Source organism: Lysobacter sp. 22409, assembly GCF_052045105.1.
Classification (GTDB): domain Bacteria; phylum Pseudomonadota; class Gammaproteobacteria; order Xanthomonadales; family Xanthomonadaceae; genus Lysobacter; species Lysobacter antibioticus_B.
In genome coordinates this window covers 60,509-83,776 of record NZ_JBQEOE010000006.1, presented here as the reverse complement: position 1 = coordinate 83,776, position 23,268 = coordinate 60,509, and the positions used below count along the sequence as shown (strand labels likewise).

24 protein-coding genes are annotated in these 23,268 nt (G+C 68.5%); 6 read left to right on the top strand and 18 right to left on the bottom strand.

Annotated elements, in window-relative coordinates:
• Window positions 1-85: 85 nt before the first annotated feature.
• From lpdA to ACTJJK_RS05010, 4 genes are all read right to left on the bottom strand, one after another.
• On the bottom strand, window positions 86-1,912 hold the full coding sequence (gene lpdA, locus ACTJJK_RS05025) for a dihydrolipoyl dehydrogenase (RefSeq protein ID WP_440729656.1): 1,827 nt from the start codon (window positions 1,910-1,912) through the stop codon (window positions 86-88).
• A 109-nt stretch (window positions 1,913-2,021) separates the two neighbouring features.
• Entirely contained in the window at window positions 2,022-2,705 is a 684-nt protein-coding gene (locus tag ACTJJK_RS05020; RefSeq protein ID WP_440729655.1) for a hypothetical protein, read from the bottom strand.
• 242 nt (window positions 2,706-2,947) lie between these two features.
• Window positions 2,948-4,345 carry a dihydrolipoyllysine-residue acetyltransferase gene (gene aceF / locus ACTJJK_RS05015; protein WP_440729654.1) on the bottom strand — a complete coding sequence of 466 codons (1,398 nt, stop codon included), beginning with the start codon at window positions 4,343-4,345 and terminating at the stop codon, window positions 2,948-2,950.
• A 153-nt stretch (window positions 4,346-4,498) separates the two neighbouring features.
• Window positions 4,499-5,281: a DUF2884 family protein gene (locus ACTJJK_RS05010; RefSeq protein ID WP_223620902.1), complete on the bottom strand. Its 783-nt coding sequence runs from the start codon at window positions 5,279-5,281 to the stop codon at window positions 4,499-4,501.
• Window positions 5,282-5,923: 642 nt separating this feature from the next.
• Here ACTJJK_RS05010 and ACTJJK_RS05005 point away from each other — a divergent pair.
• A complete protein-coding gene (locus ACTJJK_RS05005; RefSeq protein WP_031371109.1) occupies window positions 5,924-6,556 on the top strand; it encodes an OmpW/AlkL family protein in 633 nt (210 codons plus the stop codon).
• Between the two features lie 97 nt (window positions 6,557-6,653).
• On the opposite strand, the gene ACTJJK_RS05000 is transcribed toward ACTJJK_RS05005, so the two are convergent.
• From ACTJJK_RS05000 to ACTJJK_RS04985, 4 genes are all read right to left on the bottom strand, one after another.
• Entirely contained in the window at window positions 6,654-7,454 is an 801-nt protein-coding gene (locus ACTJJK_RS05000) for a VOC family protein (RefSeq protein ID WP_440729653.1), read from the bottom strand.
• A 143-nt stretch (window positions 7,455-7,597) separates the two neighbouring features.
• Window positions 7,598-8,482: a DMT family transporter gene (locus ACTJJK_RS04995; RefSeq protein WP_440729652.1), complete on the bottom strand. Its 885-nt coding sequence runs from the start codon at window positions 8,480-8,482 to the stop codon at window positions 7,598-7,600.
• 206 nt (window positions 8,483-8,688) lie between these two features.
• Window positions 8,689-9,210, bottom strand: a complete 522-nt coding sequence (locus ACTJJK_RS04990; protein WP_440729651.1) for a DUF1453 domain-containing protein — start codon at window positions 9,208-9,210, stop codon at window positions 8,689-8,691.
• A gap of 409 nt (window positions 9,211-9,619) precedes the next feature.
• Complete coding sequence (locus ACTJJK_RS04985) at window positions 9,620-10,675, bottom strand: NAD(P)-dependent alcohol dehydrogenase (protein WP_223620899.1); 1,056 nt, start codon at window positions 10,673-10,675, stop codon at window positions 9,620-9,622.
• 134 nt (window positions 10,676-10,809) lie between these two features.
• Between ACTJJK_RS04985 and ACTJJK_RS04980 the strand changes: the two genes are divergently transcribed.
• Both ACTJJK_RS04980 and ACTJJK_RS04975 read left to right on the top strand, forming a co-directional pair.
• Window positions 10,810-11,292, top strand: coding sequence for a YajQ family cyclic di-GMP-binding protein (locus ACTJJK_RS04980; protein ID WP_031371104.1), 483 nt, complete (start codon window positions 10,810-10,812; stop codon window positions 11,290-11,292).
• 1 nt (window position 11,293) lies between these two features.
• Window positions 11,294-11,848: a DUF1415 domain-containing protein gene (locus tag ACTJJK_RS04975; protein ID WP_223620898.1), complete on the top strand. Its 555-nt coding sequence runs from the start codon at window positions 11,294-11,296 to the stop codon at window positions 11,846-11,848.
• A 291-nt stretch (window positions 11,849-12,139) separates the two neighbouring features.
• Here ACTJJK_RS04975 and ACTJJK_RS04970 read toward each other — a convergent pair whose 3' ends face one another.
• The 3 genes from ACTJJK_RS04970 to ACTJJK_RS04960 are packed head-to-tail and all read right to left on the bottom strand — an operon-like array spanning window position 12,140 to window position 14,614.
• Window positions 12,140-12,844: an HAD family hydrolase gene (locus tag ACTJJK_RS04970; RefSeq protein ID WP_440729650.1), complete on the bottom strand. Its 705-nt coding sequence runs from the start codon at window positions 12,842-12,844 to the stop codon at window positions 12,140-12,142.
• Window positions 12,837-13,538, bottom strand: coding sequence for a pseudouridine synthase (locus tag ACTJJK_RS04965; RefSeq protein WP_440729649.1), 702 nt, complete (start codon window positions 13,536-13,538; stop codon window positions 12,837-12,839). The genes ACTJJK_RS04970 and ACTJJK_RS04965 overlap by 8 nt, the downstream gene beginning before the upstream one ends.
• Window positions 13,535-14,614, bottom strand: a complete 1,080-nt coding sequence (locus ACTJJK_RS04960) for a class I SAM-dependent methyltransferase (protein WP_223620895.1) — start codon at window positions 14,612-14,614, stop codon at window positions 13,535-13,537. The genes ACTJJK_RS04965 and ACTJJK_RS04960 overlap by 4 nt, the downstream gene beginning before the upstream one ends.
• Before the next feature lie 89 nt (window positions 14,615-14,703).
• On the opposite strand from ACTJJK_RS04960, the gene ACTJJK_RS04955 reads away from it, so the two are divergent.
• Both ACTJJK_RS04955 and ACTJJK_RS04950 read left to right on the top strand, forming a co-directional pair.
• Window positions 14,704-15,480, top strand: coding sequence for a hypothetical protein (locus ACTJJK_RS04955; protein ID WP_223620894.1), 777 nt, complete (start codon window positions 14,704-14,706; stop codon window positions 15,478-15,480).
• Window positions 15,481-15,597: 117 nt separating this feature from the next.
• Window positions 15,598-15,855, top strand: a complete 258-nt coding sequence (locus tag ACTJJK_RS04950) for a hypothetical protein (protein ID WP_031371098.1) — start codon at window positions 15,598-15,600, stop codon at window positions 15,853-15,855.
• 98 nt (window positions 15,856-15,953) lie between these two features.
• On the opposite strand, the gene ACTJJK_RS04945 is transcribed toward ACTJJK_RS04950, so the two are convergent.
• On the bottom strand, window positions 15,954-18,458 hold the full coding sequence (locus tag ACTJJK_RS04945) for an ABC transporter permease (protein WP_223620893.1): 2,505 nt from the start codon (window positions 18,456-18,458) through the stop codon (window positions 15,954-15,956).
• A gap of 5 nt (window positions 18,459-18,463) precedes the next feature.
• The gene (locus tag ACTJJK_RS04940) at window positions 18,464-19,225 is read right to left on the bottom strand and encodes an ABC transporter ATP-binding protein (RefSeq protein WP_223620892.1); all 762 of its coding nucleotides are present in this window, start codon (window positions 19,223-19,225) and stop codon (window positions 18,464-18,466) included.
• 48 nt (window positions 19,226-19,273) lie between these two features.
• Here ACTJJK_RS04940 and ACTJJK_RS04935 point away from each other — a divergent pair, with 48 nt between their 5' ends.
• Window positions 19,274-20,122, top strand: a complete 849-nt coding sequence (locus tag ACTJJK_RS04935) for an arylesterase (RefSeq protein WP_440729648.1) — start codon at window positions 19,274-19,276, stop codon at window positions 20,120-20,122.
• Between the two features lie 33 nt (window positions 20,123-20,155).
• On the opposite strand, the gene ACTJJK_RS04930 is transcribed toward ACTJJK_RS04935, so the two are convergent.
• The 5 genes from ACTJJK_RS04930 to ACTJJK_RS04910 all read right to left on the bottom strand — a co-directional run bounded on the left by ACTJJK_RS04930 (window position 20,156) and on the right by ACTJJK_RS04910 (window position 23,241).
• The gene (locus ACTJJK_RS04930; RefSeq protein WP_081930655.1) at window positions 20,156-20,929 is read right to left on the bottom strand and encodes a Crp/Fnr family transcriptional regulator; all 774 of its coding nucleotides are present in this window, start codon (window positions 20,927-20,929) and stop codon (window positions 20,156-20,158) included.
• A gap of 269 nt (window positions 20,930-21,198) precedes the next feature.
• Window positions 21,199-21,534, bottom strand: a complete 336-nt coding sequence (locus ACTJJK_RS04925; RefSeq protein WP_031371093.1) for a RebB family R body protein — start codon at window positions 21,532-21,534, stop codon at window positions 21,199-21,201.
• 140 nt (window positions 21,535-21,674) lie between these two features.
• A complete protein-coding gene (locus ACTJJK_RS04920) occupies window positions 21,675-21,998 on the bottom strand; it encodes a RebB family R body protein (RefSeq protein WP_031371092.1) in 324 nt (107 codons plus the stop codon).
• 104 nt (window positions 21,999-22,102) lie between these two features.
• Window positions 22,103-22,840: a hypothetical protein gene (locus ACTJJK_RS04915; protein ID WP_440729647.1), complete on the bottom strand. Its 738-nt coding sequence runs from the start codon at window positions 22,838-22,840 to the stop codon at window positions 22,103-22,105.
• Window positions 22,840-23,241, bottom strand: a complete 402-nt coding sequence (locus tag ACTJJK_RS04910) for a hypothetical protein (RefSeq protein ID WP_440729646.1) — start codon at window positions 23,239-23,241, stop codon at window positions 22,840-22,842. The genes ACTJJK_RS04915 and ACTJJK_RS04910 overlap by 1 nt, the downstream gene beginning before the upstream one ends.
• Between the last annotated feature and the right edge of the window lie 27 nt (window positions 23,242-23,268).

Here is a 23,268-nt window from a genome sequence, read left to right as displayed (position 1 = left end):
CGCCGCTCCTACCCTGGGATCGCTAGCCCGCAACTCAGATCGTAATGCGGGCGGCGCCCTGCCGACGCTGCCCGCCGAGAGCTGATCAGCCCTTCTTCTTGGGGATATACAAATCGGTGATGGTGCCGTCGAACACCTCGGCGGCCATGCCGACCGATTCGCTCAGGGTCGGGTGCGGGTGGATGGTGTGGCCGATGTCGGCGACTTCGCAGCCCATCTCGATCGCCAGGCCGATCTCGGCGATCAGGTCGCCGGCGTGCACGCCGACGATGCCGCCGCCGACGATGCGGTGGGTGGCTTCGTCGAAGATCAGCTTGGTGAAGCCCTCGGTGCGGCCGATGCCGATCGCGCGGCCGCTGGCGGCCCACGGGAACTTGCCGATGCCGACCTTGAGGCCCTTGGCCTTGGCCTCGCTCTCGGTGACGCCGACCCAGGCGATTTCCGGATCGGTGTAGGCCACCGACGGAATCACCCGCGCCACCCACTCTTTCTTCTCGCCGGCCGCCACTTCGGCGGCGAGCTTGCCTTCGTGGGTGGCCTTGTGGGCAAGCATCGGGTTACCGACCAGATCGCCGATGGCGAAGATGTGCGGCACGTTGGTGCGCATCTGCCGGTCGGCCGGAATGAAGCCGCGTTCGGTGACGCTGACGCCGGCCTTGTCGGCGCCGATCTTGCCGCCGTTCGGCGCGCGGCCCACCGCGACCAGCACGCGGTCATAGACGGTCGCCTCGAGCGCGGCGGCCTTGCCGGCCTCGGCGCTTTCGAAGGACACCTTGATGCCTTCCTTCAGCGCCTCGGTGGCCGCGGCCTTGGTCTTCAGATGCACCGCCACGCCCTGCTTCTTCAGGCGGTCGGCGAGCGGCTTGACCAGATCGGGATCGGCGCCCGGCATCAGCTGGTCCATGAACTCGACCACGGTGACTTCGCTGCCCAGCGCGCGGTACACCGTGGCCATTTCCAGGCCGATGATGCCGCCGCCGACGACCAGCAGTTTCTGCGGAATCTCGGCCAGCTCCAGCGCGTCGGTGGAATCCATCACGCGCTGGTCGTCCCACGGGAAATTGCCGAGCTTCACCGCCTGCGAGCCGGCGGCGATGATGCATTGCTCGAAGCGGATCAACTGAGTGCCGCCCTCGCCCGCCACTTCCAGCTCGTTGGGCGAGACGAAGCTGCCGGTACCGGAGACCACGCGCACTTTGCGCTGCTTGGCCATGCCGGCCAGGCCCTTGGTCAACTGGCCGACCACTTTTTCCTTGTACTTGCGCAACGCGTCCAGGTCGATGCTCGGCTTGCCGAAGCTGACGCCGTAATCGCTGGCGTGCTCGGCCTCGTCGATGACCGCGGCCGCATGCAGCAGCGCCTTGGACGGAATGCAGCCGACGTTGAGGCAGACGCCGCCGAGGCTGGCGTAGCGCTCGACCAGCACCGTGTCGAGGCCGAGGTCGGCGGCGCGGAACGCGGCGGTGTAGCCGCCGGGGCCGGAGCCGAGCACGAGCATGCGGCATTCGACGTCGGCCTTGCGGCCGCTCGCCGCGGCGGCGGCCGGCGCGGGTGCGCTGCTTGCCGTTGCCGTTGCTGCCGCAGCGGGAGCCGCAGCGGCAGCGGGCTTCGGCGCTTCGGCCGGCGCCGCTGCGCTGTTGTCCGCGGCCGGCTTCGGCGCCTCGCCTGCGCCTTCGGCTTCGAGGATCGCGATCACCGCGCCCTCGGAGACCTTGTCGCCGATCTTGACGCTGATCGACTTGACCACGCCGTCGGCCGACGAGGGCACTTCCATCGTCGCCTTGTCCGATTCCAGCGTGACCAGGCCCTGGTCTTTCTTCACCGTATCGCCGACGGCGACCAGCAATTCGATCACCGGCACGTCGTCGTAGCCGCCGATGTCGGGAACCTTCACTTCGATGTTGTTGGCCATGACGCTGCGTCCTTTGTTCTATCTCGGGCCGACGGCGCGCTCGAAGCGTCCGTCGTGGGGGCGGCCATCGCAGCGCGACGGCCTGGCATGGGGCGGCGCGTACGCCGGATCAGCTCGCCGGCGCCGATGCGGCTTCGGCCAGACGCTTGTCCAATTCGTCCAGCGATTCTTCCAGCGCGCGCCAGCGGCGCTCGCGCTTGGACTCGCTTTCGTTCGCCGCCTCGGTCATCAGGCCGACCTGTTCCATGATCGATTCGCCCGGCCCGCAATCGGGGCGCACACCGCTGATGCGCAAGCCGTCGACGACGAAGATCAACTGGTCCTGCTCGTGGAACTCGGCGGCCTTGCCTTCCGGCGCCAGCGTCGACAGCGCGCGCTTCCAGCTCGCGACCAGGCGCTGGGCCAGGACGGCCGGCATCGGCGCCTCTTCGTTCTCGACTTCCTGGTCCACCCGCAGTTCCAGCGCCGAGCTGCGGCGCGAGGAGCTCCAGGCCGCGACACGCTCGCTGGCGGTGGCGTGGCGCAGGGTCCAAGCGCTCTCGCCCGGAATCAGCATCAGGCCGCTCTCGACGCCGCGCGCCGGCAGATAGGTCAGACGCAGGCCAGGCTCGGCCTTGGCCGCGAGCAGTTGCTCGACCGCCGAGCCGTGGTTTTCGGTAGCCGGCGGCCAACCGCGGCCCAGGGACACTTGGCAGCCATCGGCGGCATGAGCCAACGGAGCGGCCAGCAGCAAGGCGATCAGGCCGATGCGGCCAAGACGGCGTGGAGCGGAGACGTTCGGTATGCGGCTCATTACGGCGGGCAATCCTATGGAGAACAGCGGGCGTCGGGGCGTGGAGCTTGCGAGGCCGGCGCGGCCGCAATGACGTGTCCCGGTCGCGGACCGGAGCGCATCGCGGCAGCATGGCCAGCGTCGGGCGAAATCGGCAGGGCGGCCTGGCACGGTAGCCTGCTCCGCGCCGCCGCCGATGACGGCAGCGACGCGATGCGCACTACGGAACCTGAGCGGGAAGCCATCGCCGACGCGTGCCGCGCTTACAACAGCACGCGGCGCAGATCGGCCAGCAACTGCGCCAGGTAGGCGGTGAAGCGCGCGGCGGCGGCGCCGTCGATGACGCGGTGGTCGTAGGACAACGACAGCGGCAGCAGCAGGCGCGGCACGAACTGCTTGCCGTCCCAGACCGGCTTGGTCGCCGACTTCGACACGCCGAGGATGGCGACTTCCGGCGCGTTGACGATCGGCGTGAACGAGGTGCCGCCGATGCCGCCGAGCGAGCTGATCGAGAAGCAACCGCCGCTCATGTCGGCCGGGCCGAGCTTGCCGTCGCGCGCCTTGGCGGCGAGTTCGCCGGTTTCCTTGGCGATCTGCAGCACGCCCTTCTTGTCGCAGTCGCGCACCACCGGAACCACCAGGCCGTTCGGGGTGTCGGCGGCGAAGCCGATGTGGAAATACTTCTTGAGGGTCAGGTTTTCGCCGGAGGCATCGAGCGAGGCGTTGAAATCGGGGTACTTCTTCAACGCGGCCACGCTGGCCTTCATCAGGAAGGCGAGCATGGTCAGCTTCATGCCCGACTTCTCGTTTTCCTTGTTCAGCGCGACACGCAGCGCTTCGAGCTCGGTGATGTCGGCATCGTCGTGCTGGGTGACGTGCGGGATCATCGCCCAGTTGCGCGCGAGGTTGGCGCCGGAGAGCTTCTTGATGCGCGACAGCGCGACCGTCTCGGTCTCGCCGAACTTGCTGAAGTCGACCTTCGGCCACGGCAGCAGGTTGAGGCCGCCGCCGTTCGAGGCCGGCGCGCCGCCGGTCGCGGCGACCGCGCCGCCGCCCTGCATGACGCCCTTGACGAAGGACTGCACGTCTTCCTTGCTGATGCGGCCGCCGCGTGCGCTGCCGCTGACTCGGCCCAGGTCGACGCCGAGCTCGCGTGCGAACAGACGCACCGCCGGGCTCGCATACGGCACCTTGTCGGGCATGAGTTCGTCGGCGGTGAACGCCACCGGCGGGGTGCGCGGCGGCATCGCTTCGGGGTCGGTGCCGGCGTTGGCGCCGGGGATCGCTGCAGGGGCGGCCGGGGCTTCGAGCTTGGCTGCGGCGGGGGTTTCGGCTTTGGCGGGAGCGGGTGCCGCAGCTGCGGGCGCGGCGGGTTTTGCCGGCTCTTGCGGCGAAGCAGGCGCTGCTTTGGCTTCCCCTTCGGTTGGCTCGATCAGCGCGACCACGCTGCCTTCGGCGAGTTGGTCGCCGATCTTGACCTTGAGCTCGCGCACCACGCCGGCGAACGGTGCCGGCACTTCCATCGTGGCCTTGTCCGATTCCAGCGTCACCAGTCCCTGGTCCTGGGTGACCGTGTCGCCGACCGCGACCAGCAGTTCGATGACGGGTACGCCGTCGTAGTCGCCGATGTCGGGGACGCGTGCTTCCTTCAGCTCAGCCATTTCGTGGGGCTCCGCAATGCGCGAAAACCCTATTGTGGCGGTTGCAGGCGGTCACGCCAACCGCGTTGCCGGCCAATACCCACTAAAGGGCTAAGCAGCACCGGGACGCACACCGGCGGTGCCAGCGTACGCCCCAGTACTGCCGTGCGCCGGTCACGGCTTGGCGGATTTGCCCGACTTGCCCGGCGTCGACTCGACCTGCAACAGATCCAGCGGCTGGCCCTGGTAGCGGTATTCCAGTGCGTCCTCGAGTACATCGAGCGCGCGCATCTGCCGGCACAGGCCTTCGGCGCGGCGTCCGAGCGCGTCGGCGCGCGGCTGCACCGCGGCTTCGATCCTGGCATCCAGGTCGTCGAGCTTCTGCAGACGGCCGACATCGCCGCTGAAGGCGGCGGTGACCGCGCCGCCGACGACCTCGCCGATCACCGTCGGCAGGGTGTCGCCGAGCGCATCGCCGATGCCGTCGCCGAGCGCCTTGCCGCTGAAGTGGGTCGGGGTGATCACCCGGCTCAGACGGGCATCGAGCTGCTGGCGCGCCTTCTCGACGTGGGCGCGGGTGCGCTCGGGATGGTTGCCCAGCGCCGCGGCGACCTCGCCGAGCGCGGTGAAGGCGATGCCCGCGGCTTCCCGGCCGATCAGCTGCGCTTCCGGCATGGCCGCGCGGGTGCCGCGTTCGAACTCGGCCAGGCGGCGCGCGTCGGCGGCGTCGAGCGCGATCCAGCGGTCGTCGACGAACAAACGCCCCTGGCGCATCACGATGGCCTTCGGCTCGCCGCTCTCGCGGGTCAGGATCAGGCTGCGCTCGTTGAGGGTCAGGAAATAGCCGCTGTCGATTTCGCAACTGGCGTCGACATGGATGTTGGAGGCGAAACTCGAACCGCAGGCCAGCGTCAGTGCGGCCAGGGCGGTCAGTCGGAACGTGTGGGACGGGCGCATCGTCGGGTCCTCGACGGTGGAGTGCGTTCAGGATGCCGCAGCGCCGCCGCGCCGGCCCGTGCCGATGGGCGGCGTGACCTTCGTCATGGCCGTTGGCCTTGCCGGCTGTGGCGGTTGGATCGGCGGACGGGTCGCCTGCTCTGCGCCGATCCAGGCCGATCACCGCGCAAATGCACCGATACGGGTGTGCATTGCGTTCCCGGCATGGAACGCACCGGTTCGCCGATCGCTCATGCAGAGAAGCAGGCATGGCATGGCGATGCGGCGGCTTTGCGCAATCCGATCGCTCGGCGCCCGCGTCGACAAAGAACGCGCCAGCGCCGCGCGACATCGTTCATCGGTCGCGGCGAATACGCGAAACCCTTGCGCCGCGTGCGATCCGCGACGAGTCCCTGCGCATGGACAGCGCTCGCAAGCGATGATTTTTCGCGTGCATGCGTTACGAGATGAACGCAGGTTCATGCAAGTCGCGCACGGTTCATTTTGTTCATTTTTCCCTTGAAAACACGTGTCTAACACGATGCTCGCGTGAAAGTTCCTTCACCCGCGTTCGCGCGGCAAGTTCGGTTCATGCGTGCATGGCTATCTTGCGCCTCGCCTCCCCCAAGGCATCGACACAACACAACAACAGGAGATATCTCCATGATGCGCTTTCGTCATTTGACCCTTGCCCTGATGGGCGCCATGGCCTTTGCCCCGGCCGCCTTCGCTCAGGATTCCACCACCACCGACACCGCGAGCGGCAAGCGCTTCGCCGTCGTCGGCGGTTACGCGCTCAGCCAGCCGACCAAGAACCCGCTGATCGGCGGCGTACGCACCGATCTCGACGGTGAAGGCGCGGCCACGCTCAGCGCCAGCTACTACATCAACGACAACATCGCCATCGAGGCGTGGGGTTCGGCCGACAAGTTCGGTCACCGCGTCAACGCCGGCGGCGGCAAGATCGGCAGCGTCGATTCGCAGCCCATCGCGCTGAGCGGCCAGTACCACTTCCGTACCGCCGACAGCACCGTGCGTCCGTTCCTGGGCCTGGGCTACTACGAAGCCAACTACAGCAACGAAACCCCGATCGCCGGCCAGCGCCTGGGCGTCGAGAACGCCAAGGGCGCGATGGCGACCGCCGGCGTCGACCTCAACATCACCCCGACCTGGTTCGCCCGCGCCGACGTGCGCTACATGCAGGGCAAGTCGGACGTGAAGCTCAACGGCCTCAAGGTCGGCGAAGCCGAGCTGAACCCGGTGACCGTCGGTATCGGCGTCGGCGCACGCTTCTGATCGCCTGATCGCATCGTTACGCAACACCCAACGGGCTCCTTCGGGAGCCCGTTGTCGTTTCGACCGCTATCGCTCGGTGCGTTGTCGTCGCCAGCGCTCAGGCGAAGGCCTGCGGATCGGCCACGCGGATCAGGTAGAACGCGGCCCCGCTCGGATCGCTCAGGCGCGCGATGCGGTCGGCGCCGGCGTCGAACGGCGCCAGCAGGACGCGACCGCCGAGCGCCACCGCGCGCGCGACGCAGGCATCGACATCGCGCACCTGCAGATAGATCGACCAATGCGGTGCCATGTCGCCCCACTCCGGTCCCATCTGCATCAGGCCGCCGAGCCTGCGCCGATCGTCGGAAAACACCCGGTAGCCGCTCGCCGCGGCCGGCTGCGCCTGCATGCGCCAACCGAACAAGCGCCGGTAATAGGCTTCGGCGCGGTCGAGGTCGCGCGTGGCCAGTTCGGCCCAGCACACGGCGTTGTCGACGCCGAGGCGGTCGACGCCGGGATGCGCGCGCTGCTGGGCGAGCAGGAAGGCGACGCCTTCCGGATCGCTGCACACCGCCATGCGTACATGCTCCATGAGCTCGAACGGCGCGGCGATCAAACGCCCGCCCAGCGCGACGGCGCGCTTGGCGACGGTGTCGCAGTCGGCGGCGCGGAAATACACGCCCCAATGCGGCACGCTGCTGCCGTCCGGCCCCGGCCAGGCGCCGGGCACCAGGCTGTAGGCGCCGGCGACGTCGTGGCCGTCGAGCTTGAAGATCGTGTACGGACTGCTGTCCGGCATCGGGGTGCGTTCGATGGTCCAACCGAACAAAGCACAATAGAACGCCTCGGCCGCGACCTGGCCGTCGGTCGCCAACTCGAACCAACACGGCGCTCCCGGCGCGTGGACGAGCGAGGTCATCGTGGCTCTCCCCCTGACTACCCCTCGACACTACGCCGTGGCGAAGAAATCGTCATGGCGCGCTGCGGCGAAAGCGCTGCGCTGCGGTGCCTTGGGTGAGACAGCAGGAGTTTCGGTGAGCCTCGGCCAGAACGGCACCGCGCTCAGGGATGTTCGGCCTCGACGTGGACGCGTTCGCGGCGCAGCAAATACAGCCCGCTGGCGACGATGATGGCGGCGCCGATCCAGGTCGTCGAATCGGGCAATACGCCCCACAAGCTGAGGTCGAGCAATACGCCCCAGATCAAGGCCGTGTACTCCAGCGGCGCGATCAGCGAGGCCTCGCCGAGGCGGAAGGCTTCGGTGACCGCGTATTGCCCGATCGAACCGGCGACGCCGAGGCTGGCGATCAGCCACAGGTCTTCGCCGCGGATCGGCGCCCACGCAGGCAAGGCCAGGGCGCCGGCGCCGAGGGTCAACATCACCATCAGCCAGACCATCATCGCCTGGGTGCTGTCGGTGCGCGACAGCAGGCGCACGGTAATAGCGCTGACCGCATAGCCCAACGCCGCGGCCAACACCGCCAGCGCGGCCAGACTCAGCATGCCCTCGCCGCTCGGCCGCAGCAGTACCAGCACGCCGATCAGGCCGATGCCGATCGCGACCCAGCGCCGCGGCCCGACCCGTTCGCCGAGGATCGGCCCGGACAGCGCGGTGATCAGCAAAGGCGCGATGAAGAAGATCGAATACGTCGTCGACAGCGGCAACCGATGCACGCCGTAGACGAAGGTCGCCATCATGCCGATGCCGAGCACGCCGCGCAGCAGATGCAGCGACCAGCGCACCCGCAGCAGAGGCTTCAGCCCGCCGCTGGCCAACGCCCAGGTCAGCACGAACGGCAGCGAGGACGCGCCGCGCAGCGCGGCGACCTGGAAGGGTTGGTAGTGCGCCGACAGCAGCTTCAGCAGCGCGTCCATGATCGAGAACATCACCACCGCGACCAGCATGGTCGCCATCGCGCGACGGCGATGCGGATGCGCCACGCTCATGACGAGCGCAGGCCGGCGCAAGCGGCGTGCCGGGCGCAGGACAGGAAGCGGTGGTGTGACGAGAAGGACATGTCGGCCGATCGAAGCGGGACCGTCTATCTTGCCCGCCGCGCCTGCGCGCGTCATCCGGCCGACGGCGGACGCGATGAGACCGGGACGATGCCGCCCGGGCCGGCGCCGACAGAGCCAGCCGCGGCAGAGCAGATTCAGCCGCGCCGACGCAGCCGGCGTCCGAGCCCCACGCTGTAGGCCTGGTAGTAGCCGAGCAGCAGGCCGCCCACCGCGAGCAGGCTGCCTTGCCGCGGCAACCAACTGGCATGGTCGCTCCAGCCATGCGCGGCCTGCCACAGGCCGAACACGATCCGCGCTGCGACCACCAGGGTCAGGCCCAGGATCAGCCAGCGGTTCGGCGTGTAGTACAGGCTCTGGGCCTCGTACTCGAAGCGGGTCAGGTAGACGCCTAGCACGCCGAGCAACAGGCCTGCGCCCCAGCCGAGCGCGGCATACAGCGGGGCATCGGCGATCCAGTAGCCGACCAGCCAGGCGCTGACGAAGAAGATCAGCAGCGACAGCAGCGACAAGGCCGCCGCCAGCCGCACCGCCCACGGCAGGGCCCGGCGCCGGGCCTTGCCGTAGCGATAGCGCTGGATCAGCCCGAGCGGCAACAGCACCGCCCACAGCATCAGCAGGAGGAGCAAGGCCAGCGGAATCAGCAGCAACAGGGGCATGGCGGCAGCTTAGCGGTAGGCCGGGCCAAGGCCGCGCGAAGGAGGCGGCTTGGGATGGCGACCTCACCTTGTAACCCCGTGAGGCTCGGAGCGCTCACTTTTGCTCGCCATCCCGTGCAGGCTGGGGGGAGCGGACGTGCTTGCGAGCCACCGGCTCGCACCTCCGTGAACGCCAGGGCGCGATGCGCCCTGGCCGGGCCGCAGACGTAGAGACTTCAGCGCTCTACTCGGACGAGCCCTGGATCCCCGCCTTCGCGGGGATGACGAAATCGAGGAAACGCCCTGCGCGGGAAGGGCCGAATCGAGGACAGCAGTCGCGCCCGGGATGACGGATTCGAGAAGGCGGTCGTGCTGGGGACGACGAAGTCGAGAGCGACGGCCGCGGTTCGGCGGCCGTCCCGGGCTCGCCTCAGGCCGCCTGGCCCAGACTGGCGATGTCGATGACGAAGCGGTAGCGCACATCGCCCTTGATCATGCGTTCGTAGGCCTCGTTGATCTGGGCGATGTCGATCAGCTCGATGTCCGAGGCCACGCCGTGTTCGGCGCAGAAATCCAGCATTTCCTGGGTTTCGCGAATGCCGCCGATCAGCGAGCCGCCGAGCTTGCGCCGCTGCATGATCAGCGCGCCCGCGGCGACCGTCGACGGCGTTTCCGGAATGCCCAGCAGGACCATGGTGCCGTCGAACTTCAACAGGCCCAGGTAGGCGTTGTAATCGTGATCGCCGGACACCGAGTCGATGATGAAATCGAAGGAACGCGACAGCGTCTTGAAGGTCGCCTTGTCGCGGGTGGCGGCGAAGGCCTGCGCTCCCAGCGCCAGCGCCGCCTCGCGCTTGGACTCGGAGGTGCTCAGCACGGTCACCCGCGCACCCATCGCCACCGCGATCTTGACCGCCATATGGCCCAGGCCGCCGAGGCCGACCACCGCGACTTCGTCGCCGGCCTTGACCCCGTAATGCTTCAACGGCGAGTAGGTGGTGATGCCGGCGCACAACAGCGGCGCGGCGCGATCCAGCGGAATCGACTCGGGAATGCGCAGCACGTAGTCCTGGTCGACGGTGATGCGGGTCGAATAGCCGCCGTAGGTCGGCGCCCCGGTGCCGCGCTCGCGCGAGTTGTAGGTGCCGGTCATGCCCTGGTCGCAGTACTGCTCCTCGCCGGCCCGGCACTGCGGGCATTCGCGGCACGAATCGACGAAACAGCCGACGCCGACCGCGTCGCCGAGCTGGAAGCTCTTGACGTTGGCGCCGAGCCGGGCGACCCGGCCGACGATTTCGTGACCCGGCACCATCGGGAAGGCCGAACCGCCCCACTCGTCGCGGGCCTGGTGAATGTCGGAATGGCAGACGCCGCAATAGAGAATGTCGATCAGGACCTCGTTCGGGCCCGGCTCGCGGCGCTCGATCGAGAACGGAGCCAGCGGCGTGCGCGCATCGACGGCGGCGTAGGCGGCGGTTTTGTGCATGAGGTCGGATCCTGGAAACGGGTGAACGGAGTTTATCGGCGCCCCGATGAGCGGGGCGTCGGCCCGCCGCAACAGTGCATATCGCCCCCGCGCTTGCGTTACCCTTTGCCGGTTCTCCCCCCAGCGAGTGTGCCATGCCTTCCTTCGACGTCGTGTCCGAAGTCGACACCCACGAACTCACCAATGCGGTCGACCAAGCCAACCGCGAACTCGGCAACCGTTTCGATTTCAAGGGCGTCGATGCCGAGTTCGTCCTCGACGACAAGAGCATCACCCAGTCGGCGCCGAGCGAATTCCAGCTCGAGCAGATGACCCAGATCCTGCGTGCGCGCCTGATCGCGCGCAACATCGACGCCCGTTGCCTGGAATTCGGCGACGTCGAGACCAACCTGGCCCGCGCGCGCCAGAAGATCACCGTCCAGCAGGGCATCGAGCAAAAGCTGGCGAAGAAGATCGCCGCGACCATCAAGGACGCCAAGCTCAAGGTCGAGACCCAGATCAACGGCGACAAGCTGCGCGTCACCGGCAAGAAGCGCGACGACCTGCAGGCGGTGATGGCACTGCTCAAGGGCGGCGAATTCGAGCGCCCGCTGCAGTTCGACAACTTCCGCGACTGAGATGAGCGCGATGGCCCCGTCCGGCGACGACCCGATCGCGGCGACCCGGCGCTGGCTGGAGCGCGCAGTGATCGGCCTGAACCTGTGCCCCTTCGCCAAGGCGGTGCTGGCCAAGGGCCAGGTGCGTTTCGTCCTCAGCGAGGCCACGACGACCGAAGCCCTGCTGGAAGAGCTGGCCTCGGAGCTGGTGCTGCTGGAGCAGAGCGACCCGGAGCTGATCGACACTACCGTGCTGATCCATCCGCACGTCTTGAACGAGTTCCTGGACTTCAACGACTTCCTGGAACTCGCCGACGGCGCGGTCGCCGCGCTGGACCTGGAAGGCGAGATCCAGGTCGCCAGCTTCCACCCGGACTATCAGTTCGCCGACACCGCCTACGACGACGTCGGCAACTGCACCAACCGCTCGCCCTACCCGACCTTGCATCTGTTGCGCGAAGCCAGCGTAGAACGCGCGGTCGCGGCCTTCCCCGATCCGGACGTGATCGTCGAACGCAATCTGGCGACCTTGGAAAAGCTCGGCCTGGAGGGCTGGCGCAAGCTGATGGCGGGTTGATTGGCTAACGCTCGGTGGACGGCAGGGGCGACGGGCAGAGCAGAGCAAATCCCCCTTCCCCCCTTTCCAAAGGGGGAAACAGCCAGCGCGACTTGATGTATGGATTCGCTGGCAGGTTGCAGACTCGGGGCCGCTCGCCACGGCTAGCACGTTCGCATCGGCTTGAAAGTCCGCGAGCGACGGATACATCCGATGGCGAAGAGCACCTGCCCGGAAGCACTTCCCCCCTTTTGCAAAGGGGGGCCAGGGTGGGAGTTGCTCTTGCCCTACACCAGCCCGACCAGCCCGCGCTTAGCCCGCAGCCGCCGCGCGCGCACCCAGCGCCCTATCCAACAAAGTGCGCGCCTGCACCAGCGAATCGGCAATGCGGTGCCCCAGGCCGCGCAATTCCGCGCGCGGCGGAACCAGGTCGGGCACCTGGATCGGCGTTGCGCCGGCGGCGAGCGCAGCGCGCACGCCGGGCTCGGAATCTTCCAGCACCAGGCAACGGCGCGGATCGACACCGAGCTGCCGTGCAGCCAACAAATAAATGTCCGGCGCCGGCTTCGCATGCTCGACGTCGCTGCCGGTGACGATCACCGCGAACCGCTCGATCAGGCCGCTCGAAGTCAGCTTCGCCAGCGCGCGTTCGCGGCGGGTCGAGGTCGCGACCGCCTTCGGGATACCGTGCGCATCGAGCAGGTCCAGCAAGTCGATCAAACCGCTCTTGAGCGGCAGGCCGGCGGCGACGCGCGCGTCGTAGAGGCGGTCGCCGGCGTCGCGCAGGCGCAAGGCCGTGTCGGCGCCGAGGCGCTCGGCGAGCATCGCGTGGCTGGCGCGATCGTGCATGCCGACCATGCTCAGCCACAGCGCGTCGTCGGCTTCGATCGACTCCTCCACCGCGGCGGCGCGCCAGGTCTCGAGCATCGCGCGCTCGCTGTCCAGCATCAGGCCGTCCATGTCGAACAACACCGCATCGGGGACGAAATCGATCGGCGGCAACCCGGACTCAACCACGGAACAAGGTCTCGATATCGGACGCGTCCAGCCGGCGCCATTGCCCGCTCGGCAGATCGCCCAGCGACAAGCCGCCGATGCGGCTGCGGTGCAGGGCTTCGACGTGGTTGCCGACCGCGGCGAACATGCGCCGCACCTGGTGATAGCGGCCTTCGGTCAGAGTCAGGCGAGCCTGGCGCGGGGCGACCACGTCGAGCACGGCCGGCGCCAACGGCGTCTGTTCCGACTCCAGCATCAGCTCGCCGCTGGCGAAGATCGCGCTCTCGTCGCCGCGCAGATCGGCGGCCAGCGTGGCCTCATAGACCTTGGCCAGCTGCGCCTTCGGCGACACGATCCGATGCAGCAGACCGCCGTCGTCGGTGAACAACAGCAGGCCGCTGGTCTCGCGGTCGAGCCGGCCGACCGAGGACAACAACGGCGAACGCGCGCGAAAACGCGGCGGCAGCAAGTCGTAGACGATACGTCCGGGGTCCTTGGTCGAGCAGGTGTAACCGACCGGCTTGTGCAACAGCAGGGTCAGGCCGGCCGGCGGATCGAGCGGCTCGCCGTCGAGGCGGATCGCCTCGTGCGCGACCTTGTCGTCGGCGTACAGCACCTCGCCCTGCGCATCGGTGATGCGGCCCGAGCGGAACATCGCGGTGACGTCCTTGCGGCTGCCATAGCCCAGATTGGCGATCAGCTTGACCAGTTTCATGCGCGCGCCCTGCCCGGAGCCTTCGAATGCTTGATCGCTTCGACGACCTTGAAGCCGCCGCGCTGGGCGACGATGCGAACCTGGCCGAAGCGTTCGTCGAGCACCGATTCGTAGGGCAGATGGCGGTTCGCCACCAGCCACAGGCGACCACCGGGGTTCAAGGCCTCGGCGGCGACGGCGATGAAGCGGCGGCCCAGGTCGGGGCGTTCGTCGCGGCCCTGGCCGTGGAACGGCGGGTTGCTGACGATCACGTCGTAACCGCGGTCGAGGCCGGCGGTGACGTCGTGCCAGTGGAACTCGAGCTCGGCCGTCGTCGCCACGCGCGACAGATTGGTTCGCGCCAGTTCCAGCGCGCGCGCCTGCGCTTCGTACAGGTCCACGGCGACGACGCCGGGGCAACGCGCCAACAATTCGGCCGAAAGATAGCCGTAGCCGGCGCCGAGATCGGCCGCATGGCCGCGCAGATCGCTCGGCAGGTGCGCCGCGAGCAAGGCCGATGCGGTGTCGATGCGGTCCCAGGCGAACACCCCGGGGCGGCTGACGAAGCGGCCGCCGAGGATCTCGCGCGGCGCGTCGAACGCCGCCCAGGCCGCGGCCTGGGCAGGATCGGCCGCGCCGTCCAGCGGTGCGGTCCAGAACGCGCGGCATTTGCGCTTGGACAGGCTGCCGACCGGGCCGGCGATGCGCCCCAGGTCGGTCTCGCCGGAACGCGCGCCCTCGTCGTTGCGCATGCAGGCGAGCACGCGCCCGCCGGGTGCGGTGCGCGCGATCGCCTGGGCGAACAGCGCTCGTGCCTCGTCTCGCTGGCGCGGCGGCAGCACCAGCACCAGCGGGAAGCGCCGGGCCGGGTCGAGCGTGTCCAGGTCGACCGTGTCCAGGCCGGCGCGGTGCAAGGCGTCGACTTCGGGCTTGAAGCCCTGTTCGCAGACCAGGCCGGGGCGCGGCTGCTGACGCAGGCCGATGCCGTCGCGCGCGTGCAGGAACAGCGCGCCGCCCTGTTCGGGCCAGCGCAGCACGCCGTCGGCGAGGGGCTGGAAGAGGGTGTCGAGCGCGTCGTCGGAGCGGTCAACGCGCATGCGGGGAATTCTGAATGGCGGTCATCGCACGGATTTTACGCGCGACCGCGCTAGGGTGTCGGCATCGCATCCAACGGAATGCATGCCTCATGCGCCTGCCCGTCCTGATTGCGGCCCTGTTGATGCCCGCGGTGGCCTGGTTTTCCCAACAGGGCGTGTTCGGCCCCGACAACGGCACGATCTCCGACCGCTACCCCACCCTGCTGGTCGCGGCCGGCTACGCCTTCGCGATCTGGGGCCCGATCTTCCTCGGCGACCTGATCTTCGCCTTCTGGCAGCTGCGCGGGCGCTATCGCGGCGCCGACAGCCTGCGCCGGCTGCGCCCGGCCGCGGCCGCCGGCTTCACCCTGACCGCGCTGTGGATGCCGATCTTCTCCCAACAGTGGTTCTGGCTGGCCTTGGCGGTGATCTGGCTGGCTCTGGCCTGCCTGGCCCGCTGCGCGGTGCTGCTGTCACGCGACAGCCACCCCCTGCCCGGGCAGATCGCCTGGGCCAAGTTCCCGATCTCCTTACATGCCGGCTGGCTCAGCCTGGCCGCGTTCCTGAACACCGCCCAGGTGATCGTCGCCTATCGCCTGTTGCCGACCGACGACATGCTGGCCTGGAGCCTGGTGCTGCTGGCCGCAGCCGCCGCGCTGCTGTTGCTATTGAACGCGCGCATGCGCGGCAACGCCGGCTATACGATCGCCGCGCTATGGGGCCTGGCCGGCGTCTACGTCGAACAATCCGGGTCGGTCTTGCATGGCGCGCAGATCGCCGCCTGGGGCGCGGTGGCGATCGCCGTGTTGTTGCTGGCGCAGACCTTATGGTTGCGCCTGCACCCGCGGCACCGGGTGTTTTCCGGCCACCTCTCGCCGGGCGAGTGATCGTCGTCGGCGCGTTCGCGCTGCGGCGTCGTTGCGGCTGCGCAACAGCGGCTTCATCGCCACGCAACGCCGCGACCGCGAGGATGGAACATCGTCCAGCCCAAGGAGCGACCCACGATGCGAGCCCTTTTCATCGGCGGCACCGTCGACAACAGCGAACTCGATCTCGACGACGGCACGCCGCCGCGCCATTACCCGCCCGACACCGGCAGCGGCCACTCGCGTTACCGCTTGCACCACGTCGGCTTGCGGCAGAACGATACGGTCTATGCGGTGTATGCGGCACCGGACCTGGCCGACGGTGAGGTCGAGCGGGTCGCGCAGGAGCGCGGCTATGCGCGCCGATTCCAGGCGGAGCCGCAGGTCAGCGAGTGACCCAAGATCGGTGAGCCTCACCGCTGCGCGCGCCCCTCTCCCGCACGCGGGAGAGGGGCTTATCGAAGCCGAAGTTCAGTGAGGTCGGCTCGCCGAACTCAGCCCTGCAATTCGCGCAAGGTCACCGACGGCGGTGCGTCCAGCACCCGGCGAGTGGCGAACATGCCGGCCGCCAAGGCCGCCAGCACGCCGGCGGCGGCGCCGAACGCGGCCATGCGCGCGTCGAATTCCCAAGGCAGATCGAACACCTGCACCGCGACCACGCCGGCCAGCACCGAGGCAGCGATGGCCGCGGTCAAACCGGACAACAGACCGATCGCGGCGAACTCCGAGGCCTGGGCCAGGCGCAACTGGCGCCGGCTGCCGCCGAGCACGCGCATCACCCCGCCTTCGAGCAAGCGTTCGTCCTGGCTCGCGCTGACCGCCGCCATCAACACCAGCACGCCGGCGACCAGGGAGAAATAGAACACCACCTCGACCACGGTCGAGACCTGATCGGCAGTGCTGCGCACTTGCTTGAGCACCTGGTCGATGTCGATCACCGACAGGTTCGGGAAGCGTTCGACCAACTGCGAGGTGAAACGCGTGCGCTCGGCCGGCACGTTCATCGCGGTGATGTAGCTCGCCGCATAACCGTCGAGCGAACCGGGCGAAGCGATGACGAAGAAGTTCGGGCGGAAACTTTCCCAATCGACCTTGCGCAGGCTGGTGACGGTGGCCTGGAAGTTCTGCCCGGCGATGTCGAAGCCGACCTGGTCGCCGAGCTTCCAGCCCAGCTCCTCGGCGAAACCTTCTTCGACCGAAACCTCGGGCCGGGCGAGCTTTCGCGCGGCCCAGAACGTGCCGTCGACGATCTTGTTGTCCGAGCGCAGGCTGTCGGCGACCGACAGATTGAATTCGCGCTCGGCCAATTGCTTGGCGCGCTCGCCGCGCTCGGCATAGTCGGCGCCGGTGACGGCCTTGCCGTTGTGCGCGACCAGGCGCCCGCGGATCATCGGAAACAGGGTCGGCGCCGGCAGGCCTTGCTCGCCGATGAAACGGCGCACGTCGGCGATCTGGTCCTGCTGCACGTTGATGATGAAGCGGTTCGGCGCATCGGCCGACAACGACAGCTGCCAGCGATCGAGCAGATCGGTGCGCACGAAGGTCAGCAGCAGCAAGGCCATCAGGCCCAGGCCGAGCGCCGAGACCTGGGCGATGCTGGTGCCGGCGCGGCGGCTGACGTTGGCCAGGCCGTAGCGCAGGCTGCCGCGCAAGCGCGAACGCAGGCGGCGCACCACCACGATCAAGCCCCAGGCCAGCAAAGCGAGCACCGCCAGAGTCGCGGCGATGCCGCCGAGCATGGCCGCGCCGAGCGCGACCGAACCGGCCTTCCACCACAGCAGCGCGCCGAGGCCGAGCAGGCCGACGATCGCGACCACCCAGGCGCTGGGCTCGGTCGGATCGAGATCGCGGCGCAGCACGCGCAGGGCCGGCACGCGCCGCAGCGCGAGCACCGGCGGCGCGCCGAAGGCGAGCAACACCACCATGCCGACACCGAAGCCTTGCACCGCCGGCAACCAGCCCGCGCCCGGGATCGACATCTTCAAGGCCTGTTCCAGCCAACCGCCGATCAGCCATTGCAGGCCGAAGGCGAGCGCGACACCGATCGCGCTCGCGATCAAGCCCAGCAACACCATCTCGCCGACGTGGATGCCGACCAGGGTGCGCTGGCTGGCGCCAAGGCAACGCATCACCGCGGTGCCGGACAAATGGCGCTCGCTGTGGCGGCGCGCGGCCATCGCCACCGCGACCGCCGCCAACACCACCGAGACCAGCGCGGCCAAACCGAGGAAACGGCCGGCGCGGTCGAGCGCCGAACGCACTTCCGGACGCGCGTCGGAGATGGTTTCCAGGCGCTGGCCCCGTTGCAGCGCGGGCTTGGCCGCGGCGACGAAACGCTCGACCGCACCGGGCGCGCCGGCGACGACGAGGCGATAGCGGATGCGGCTGCCGGGCTGGACCAGCCCGGTCGCGGGCAGATCGCCGGCGTTGAGGAACACCTTCGGCGCGATGTTGAAATAGTCGAGCGAGGCATCCGGTTCCTGCACCACCAGCGCGGCCAAGCGCAGGCTGGAATCGCCGATCGCGATGCTCTGGCCGATCTGCGCGCCGAGCGTGTCGGCGCCGGCGCGGCTCATCCACACCGTGCCCTTCGCCGGCACGCCCTGCGCATCGCGTTCGGCGCCACCGGCGCGATCGACGATGCGGAAACTGCCGCGCAAGGGAAAGCCTTCGCCGAGCGCGCGCAGATCGCCGAGTTGCAGGCGTTCGCCGACCCGGATCATGGTCTGCAGTTCGGTGGCTTCGGCGCGGCGCAGCGCCGGCACCGACGCGGCCCGGCGCAGGGCGCCTTCGATCGGGTGATCGGCCCGGATCACTGCATCGCCGCCGAGCAGGCGATTGGCTTCGATGGTCAACGCGCGTTCGGCGCGATCGGTGACGAAGCCGACCGCGGTCACCGCCAACACGGCCAATACCAGCGCCGCGAGCAGGATGCGCACGTCGCCGGCCTTGAGGTCGCGGCGCAGTTGCCGCCACGCCAGGGACACGGTGCGGGGCATGCCGCTCACTCCTGCACCAGGCGGCCGCTGTCGAGGCGGATGCGGCGATGGCAGCGCTCGGCCAGGTGCTCGTCGTGGGTCACCAGCACCAAGGTCGTGCCGGCATCGGCGTTGAGTTCGAACAGCAATTCGATGATCGCCTGACCGGTGTGGGTGTCGAGATTGCCGGTGGGCTCATCGGCGAACAACAACGACGGCCGGGTCACGAAGGCGCGCGCGAGCGCGACGCGCTGCTGCTCGCCGCCGGACAACTGGCGCGGGTAATGATCCAGGCGCTGGCCCAGGCCGACCTTGGCCAGGATCGCTTGCGCCGGCGCGAAGGCATCGCGGTCGCCGCGCAGTTCCAGCGGCAGCATCACGTTTTCCAACGCGGTCAGCGATGGCAACAGCTGGAAGCTCTGGAACACGAAGCCGACTTTCTCGCTGCGCACGCGCGCACGGCCGTCCTCGTCGAGCGAGGAAATCGGTTCGCCGTCGAGCACGACCGTGCCGCTGCTCGGCGAGTCCAGGCCCGCCATCAACGACAGCAGGGTGCTCTTGCCCGAGCCGGAGGCCCCGACGATCGCGACCGTGTCGCCCTTGGCGATCGAAAATCCGACCCCATCGAGGATCGTGAGTTCGCCCGACGGCAGCGCCACGCGCTTGCTCAGCCGGTCGACCTCGAGGGTCGGCACCGCCGCACGCGATACCGCTTCAGCGTGCGTCCCGTCGCGACCCTTCACGATGGAATCGGCCATGATCGAATCGGCCAGGTTGGAAGCTGCCATGATCGTCCTATCTGCTTGCCTCGCCGTATCTTCGGGAGACGTTATTAAATGAGTTTTAAGAACTGCAACCGCGGGGGCTTCGATTTCGGGGATCTCGGCGACGCGAGCGCCGCCGTCGCCAGCACCGCCCCGGACCGCACCTGCGGCCCGGCCGGCGATATCGCGGCCCGGAAAGAACGATATGCGGCATCGCCGGGCCGCGTTCAATGGGCCGTTGGTCGTGGCGCCCACGCCGCGCTGCTGGCCGCGGCCGTGCTGCTGAGCGCTTGGGCGCCGCTGCAGGCTCAACCGGCGACCGCCCCACGAGCCTCGGCCAAGCCTGCGGTCGCCGCACCGGCGGCCAAGGCGGCACGCACCGTGCTGTTCATGGGCGACTCGCTGTCGGCCGGCTACGGCCTGGCCGCCTCGCAAGGCTGGGTGGCGCTGACCGCCGAGCGCATCGCCAAGACCAAGCCCGGCTGGAAGGTGGTCAACGCCAGCATCAGCGGCGAAACCACCGCCGGCGGCGCCTCGCGCATCGCCGGCGAACTGCAGCGCAACCGTCCGGCCGTCGTGGTGATCGAACTGGGCGCCAACGACGGCCTGCGCGGACTGCAACTGGCGCAGAGCCGGGCCAACCTCGAACGCATGATCGCCGCGGCCAAGGCGGCCAAGGCACAGGTGCTGCTGATCGGCATGCGCATGCCGCCGAACCTCGGCAAGGAGTACACCCAGGGCTTCGAGCGCAACTTCCGCGAACTGGCGAACCAGCACGGCACCGCCCTGCTGCCGTTCCTGCTCGAACCGATCGCCCTCGACCGCGCCGCGTTCCAGGCCGACAACCTGCATCCGATCGCGAGCGCGCAGCCGAAGCTGCGCGATCACGTGTGGACTCGGCTCGGGCCGATGTTGAAATAGCTGCGAATCGAAACGGGCGCGAAGGCGTCCGCTTCAGGCGCTGTGGCGGGCCGCGGTAGAACGGGCCCGTGCGTGCGGCTTCTCGGCATCGCGTCCGAGATAGGCCTTGCAGCGGAACTGGTCGATATCGTTGATCCGCAGGATGTTGCGCTTGCGGCTGACCAGGCCGCTGCGGTGCCAGGTCTGCAACTGCGCGTTCAACTTGGGCCGGCTGGCGTTGACCATCGCCGCCAGGATGCTCTGGGTCGGCGGCAGGGCGACCTCGAAACTGTCCTCGCGCGGACGCGTCTGCGACCGCATCAGCGACAACAGATACCTCGCCAGGCGCGATTCGAGGCGATGCAGGCACATCGTCTCCAGGCTTTCCACCGCTTGCCGCAAGCGCATGCACAACGAGGCATGGGCGCGTTCGATGACCGCCGGGTCCGCCGTCAGGCTCGGGAAGTGGCGGCGCGACAGCAACAGCACGCGGGTCGGACTGTAGGCCACCGCGGTGAAGGTATGCGAGTGATTGTCGAGCAACGGCGTTTCGTCGACCGTTTCGCCGCTTTCGATGGTGTCGACGATGAGCTCCTGGCCATCGGGACCGTACAGCAGCTTATAGATCCGCCCGTGGATGACGAAGGCGAGGAAGTCGCTGGAATCGTTCTTGAAGAACAGCGCATCGCCTTCTTCGAGGTTGAGTTCGGTGGAATGGCGGGCGATGTGTTCCAGCAGCGTCGCCGGCAAACCGCGCAGGAGGTTGCAGCGATCCAGGCCCCAGCGGCGCCGGCGCACGGCGATGTTGTCTTCGAGTGTCACGCACATACGGGCGGCCGCGTGCCCGAGCTGGCGGTTGCGTAAGTCCGGGCGGCGACGAGGCCGCGATCATGGTGGCCGCGCATGCGGCCGATGGCACGTTGCATAACGCCCCCTGTGGATCGTCTGCGTTCGGAGCCTGCGGCGAGCGGCGAGATCCGTCGATCGAGCTGTGTCGGAGGTGCGGCGCCGTTGCGGCGCCGCCAGCGCGAACCCGGCACGCAGGAGCCGGTACGATGCCGGCGCCAGCAGCGGCCCGGCATCGTGTCCCTTGCGGATTACGCGTACGGCGACGGCTTGAACGAGGTGAGCACGGTCAACAGGCTGGTCAGGTTGTCCGCCACGCCGGTCTGAGCGACCTTCTCGGTGGCGCCTGCGGCGGCGGTGGTGTCGACGCTGTAGATCTGCATCACGCCCTGGTTGGCGGCGGCCAGCGACAACGAATTCTGCTGCTGCTGCGAGGAAACCGCGTTCTCGAACAGGATGCCGGTGGAGTGCGCGGCGGCCTGGAAGATCGAGCCCATGGCGAAGGCCGGCGCTTCGCCGATGACCTTGACGTTGGACTGGGTGACGGCGTCGGTGATCTGGTTGTTGACTGCGGTGGGAAAGGCCATGAAGAAATCCTCGGTTGGCGATTACTGGAAAGCGAATGAGCCCGGATGCCGGCCCGGCTCAGCGCGAGCGCGGACCGGCATCTGCGGCCTGACCGTCGCGGTCAGGCCCGAACGGCTGCGAGGTATGCGAATCGAACCGATTACGGCTTGAACGCGCGCAGCACGGTCAGCAGGCTGGTCAGGTTGTCCGACACGCCGGTCTGGGCGATCTTTTCGGTCGCACCGGCGGCGGCGGTGGTGTCGAGGCTGTAGATCTGCATCACGCCCTGGTTGGCCGCCGCCTGCGCCAGCGTGTTCTGCTGCTGCTGCGCGGACACGGCGTTTTCGAACAGGATGCCGGTCGAGTGGGCCATCGACTGGTAGATCGAGCCCATCGCGAAGGCAGGCGCCTCGCCGATGACCTTGACGTTGGACTGGGTGACGGCATCGGTGATTTGATCGTTGACGGCGGTAGGGAAAGCCATGTTGAACTCCTTGGAGGGATGAAGTACGGCCGATGCCGTACGTGTTGGAAGAACGAGTCATCTATCGCGTTGTGAAGCCGATGCTGGCGCCTTGGCGGCGTGTTTTAGTTGTTGTCCCGATCGGGTTTTGCAGCGGAATTTCCGCTGTTTTCCGCATCGGCACGCGACTCGTCCGATGGCGCGGAATTCTGGGTCTTCGGGATCAGGCCGTTGTCCTTCGCGGCGTCGATCACGCTTTGCAGTTGTTTGGCGAGCGGCCCGAACTGTTTGTCGAAGCAGGCCTCGACTTCGAGCTGGACCAGGTGCGCGAGTTGATCGGCGATCTGCGCGATCATCGGCCGCTCGCCGGCAGCGCCTGCGTTGCCCGGCGGCGGCTTGGGCGGACGCAGATCGTCGAGCGAGGTGGCGCGCTCGACCGCGCCGAGCACCGCCGCCTCGGCTTCGCGCTCGGCGCGTGCATCCTTGCGCACCGTCGCCTGGGTACGGCGCAGGCTTTGCTCGATCACGTCCTCGATGCGCTGACGGCCGGATTCGATGAGGTTGCCGGCCTGCGAACGGCCGAGCTGTCCGACCGTCGGCGCGCCGGCCGGCGCCGCTGCGCGCGCCTTGGAATCGGCGTCGATCGCATCCAGCGCCGCGCTCACCTGCATGCGTTCTCCGTCGCTGAGTTCGCGGCCGAGCACGTGCAAGGCCAACAGGCCGACGTGATGGTCCAGTTCGGTGCGGATCGGATCGGCGGCGGTTCGGCTCATCGAGGCACCATTGAGCGAGGCGCCATTGAGCGCGGCGCCGTTGACGGCCGCTGCGCTGGCGAAGCTTGCATCGGGAGGGGCGGCGGACATCAGCGCGCTCCCAACTGCTTCAGCAACGCGCTCAGCACCTGCTGGGGCTGCACGCCGGCCAGCTTGGCCAAGGCCGTCAGGACCTGCTCGGGCGACACCCCGGCCAGTTTCGTCAGCGCTTCGAGTACGTCCGGGCGCAGGAAGCGCTCGATCAGCTCGTCACCGTCCGCGGCCGGCTCGGCCGGCGGCGCCGGATCCGCTACCGGCGCGGTCGCCGGCGCCACCGGCGGCGCCGATGCCGGCGCGAGCGCGTGCTCCATCGCCTCGCTCGATGCGGCGTGCGCCGCCGATACGGCCTGCTCCACCGCCTGTTGCGACGCCGCTTGCGCAGCCTTGACCGCCGGCAGATCGAACAGACCTTCCAGTTCCTCGTGCAGCAGGTAATGCAGATTCTCGTCCATTGCGAACTCCGGTCTTACAAGGGATGC

Coding starts and splice junctions, on each gene's coding strand:
- ACTJJK_RS05010 (WP_223620902.1), bottom strand. CDS start 5,281: ATGCGCCCGTCCCACACGTTCCGACTGACCGCCCTGGCCGCACTGACG.
- ACTJJK_RS05005 (WP_031371109.1), top strand. CDS start 5,924: ATGATGCGCTTTCGTCATTTGACCCTTGCCCTGATGGGCGCCATGGCC.
- ACTJJK_RS04960 (WP_223620895.1), bottom strand. CDS start 14,614: ATGCGCGTTGACCGCTCCGACGACGCGCTCGACACCCTCTTCCAGCCC.
- ACTJJK_RS04965 (WP_440729649.1), bottom strand. CDS start 13,538: ATGAAACTGGTCAAGCTGATCGCCAATCTGGGCTATGGCAGCCGCAAG.
- lpdA (WP_440729656.1), bottom strand. CDS start 1,912: ATGGCCAACAACATCGAAGTGAAGGTTCCCGACATCGGCGGCTACGAC.
- ACTJJK_RS04925 (WP_031371093.1), bottom strand. CDS start 21,534: ATGGCCTTTCCCACCGCAGTCAACAACCAGATCACCGACGCCGTCACC.
- ACTJJK_RS04955 (WP_223620894.1), top strand. CDS start 14,704: ATGCGCCTGCCCGTCCTGATTGCGGCCCTGTTGATGCCCGCGGTGGCC.
- aceF (WP_440729654.1), bottom strand. CDS start 4,345: ATGGCTGAGCTGAAGGAAGCACGCGTCCCCGACATCGGCGACTACGAC.
- ACTJJK_RS04935 (WP_440729648.1), top strand. CDS start 19,274: ATGAGTTTTAAGAACTGCAACCGCGGGGGCTTCGATTTCGGGGATCTC.
- ACTJJK_RS04985 (WP_223620899.1), bottom strand. CDS start 10,675: ATGCACAAAACCGCCGCCTACGCCGCCGTCGATGCGCGCACGCCGCTG.
- ACTJJK_RS04920 (WP_031371092.1), bottom strand. CDS start 21,998: ATGGCTTTCCCTACCGCCGTCAACGATCAAATCACCGATGCCGTCACC.
- ACTJJK_RS04975 (WP_223620898.1), top strand. CDS start 11,294: ATGAGCGCGATGGCCCCGTCCGGCGACGACCCGATCGCGGCGACCCGG.
- ACTJJK_RS05020 (WP_440729655.1), bottom strand. CDS start 2,705: ATGAGCCGCATACCGAACGTCTCCGCTCCACGCCGTCTTGGCCGCATC.
- ACTJJK_RS04980 (WP_031371104.1), top strand. CDS start 10,810: ATGCCTTCCTTCGACGTCGTGTCCGAAGTCGACACCCACGAACTCACC.
- ACTJJK_RS05000 (WP_440729653.1), bottom strand. CDS start 7,454: ATGACCTCGCTCGTCCACGCGCCGGGAGCGCCGTGTTGGTTCGAGTTG.
- ACTJJK_RS04950 (WP_031371098.1), top strand. CDS start 15,598: ATGCGAGCCCTTTTCATCGGCGGCACCGTCGACAACAGCGAACTCGAT.
- ACTJJK_RS04990 (WP_440729651.1), bottom strand. CDS start 9,210: ATGCCCCTGTTGCTGCTGATTCCGCTGGCCTTGCTCCTCCTGCTGATG.
- ACTJJK_RS04940 (WP_223620892.1), bottom strand. CDS start 19,225: ATGGCAGCTTCCAACCTGGCCGATTCGATCATGGCCGATTCCATCGTG.
- ACTJJK_RS04945 (WP_223620893.1), bottom strand. CDS start 18,458: ATGCCCCGCACCGTGTCCCTGGCGTGGCGGCAACTGCGCCGCGACCTC.
- ACTJJK_RS04995 (WP_440729652.1), bottom strand. CDS start 8,482: ATGAGCGTGGCGCATCCGCATCGCCGTCGCGCGATGGCGACCATGCTG.
- ACTJJK_RS04910 (WP_440729646.1), bottom strand. CDS start 23,241: ATGGACGAGAATCTGCATTACCTGCTGCACGAGGAACTGGAAGGTCTG.
- ACTJJK_RS04915 (WP_440729647.1), bottom strand. CDS start 22,840: ATGTCCGCCGCCCCTCCCGATGCAAGCTTCGCCAGCGCAGCGGCCGTC.
- ACTJJK_RS04930 (WP_081930655.1), bottom strand. CDS start 20,929: ATGTGCGTGACACTCGAAGACAACATCGCCGTGCGCCGGCGCCGCTGG.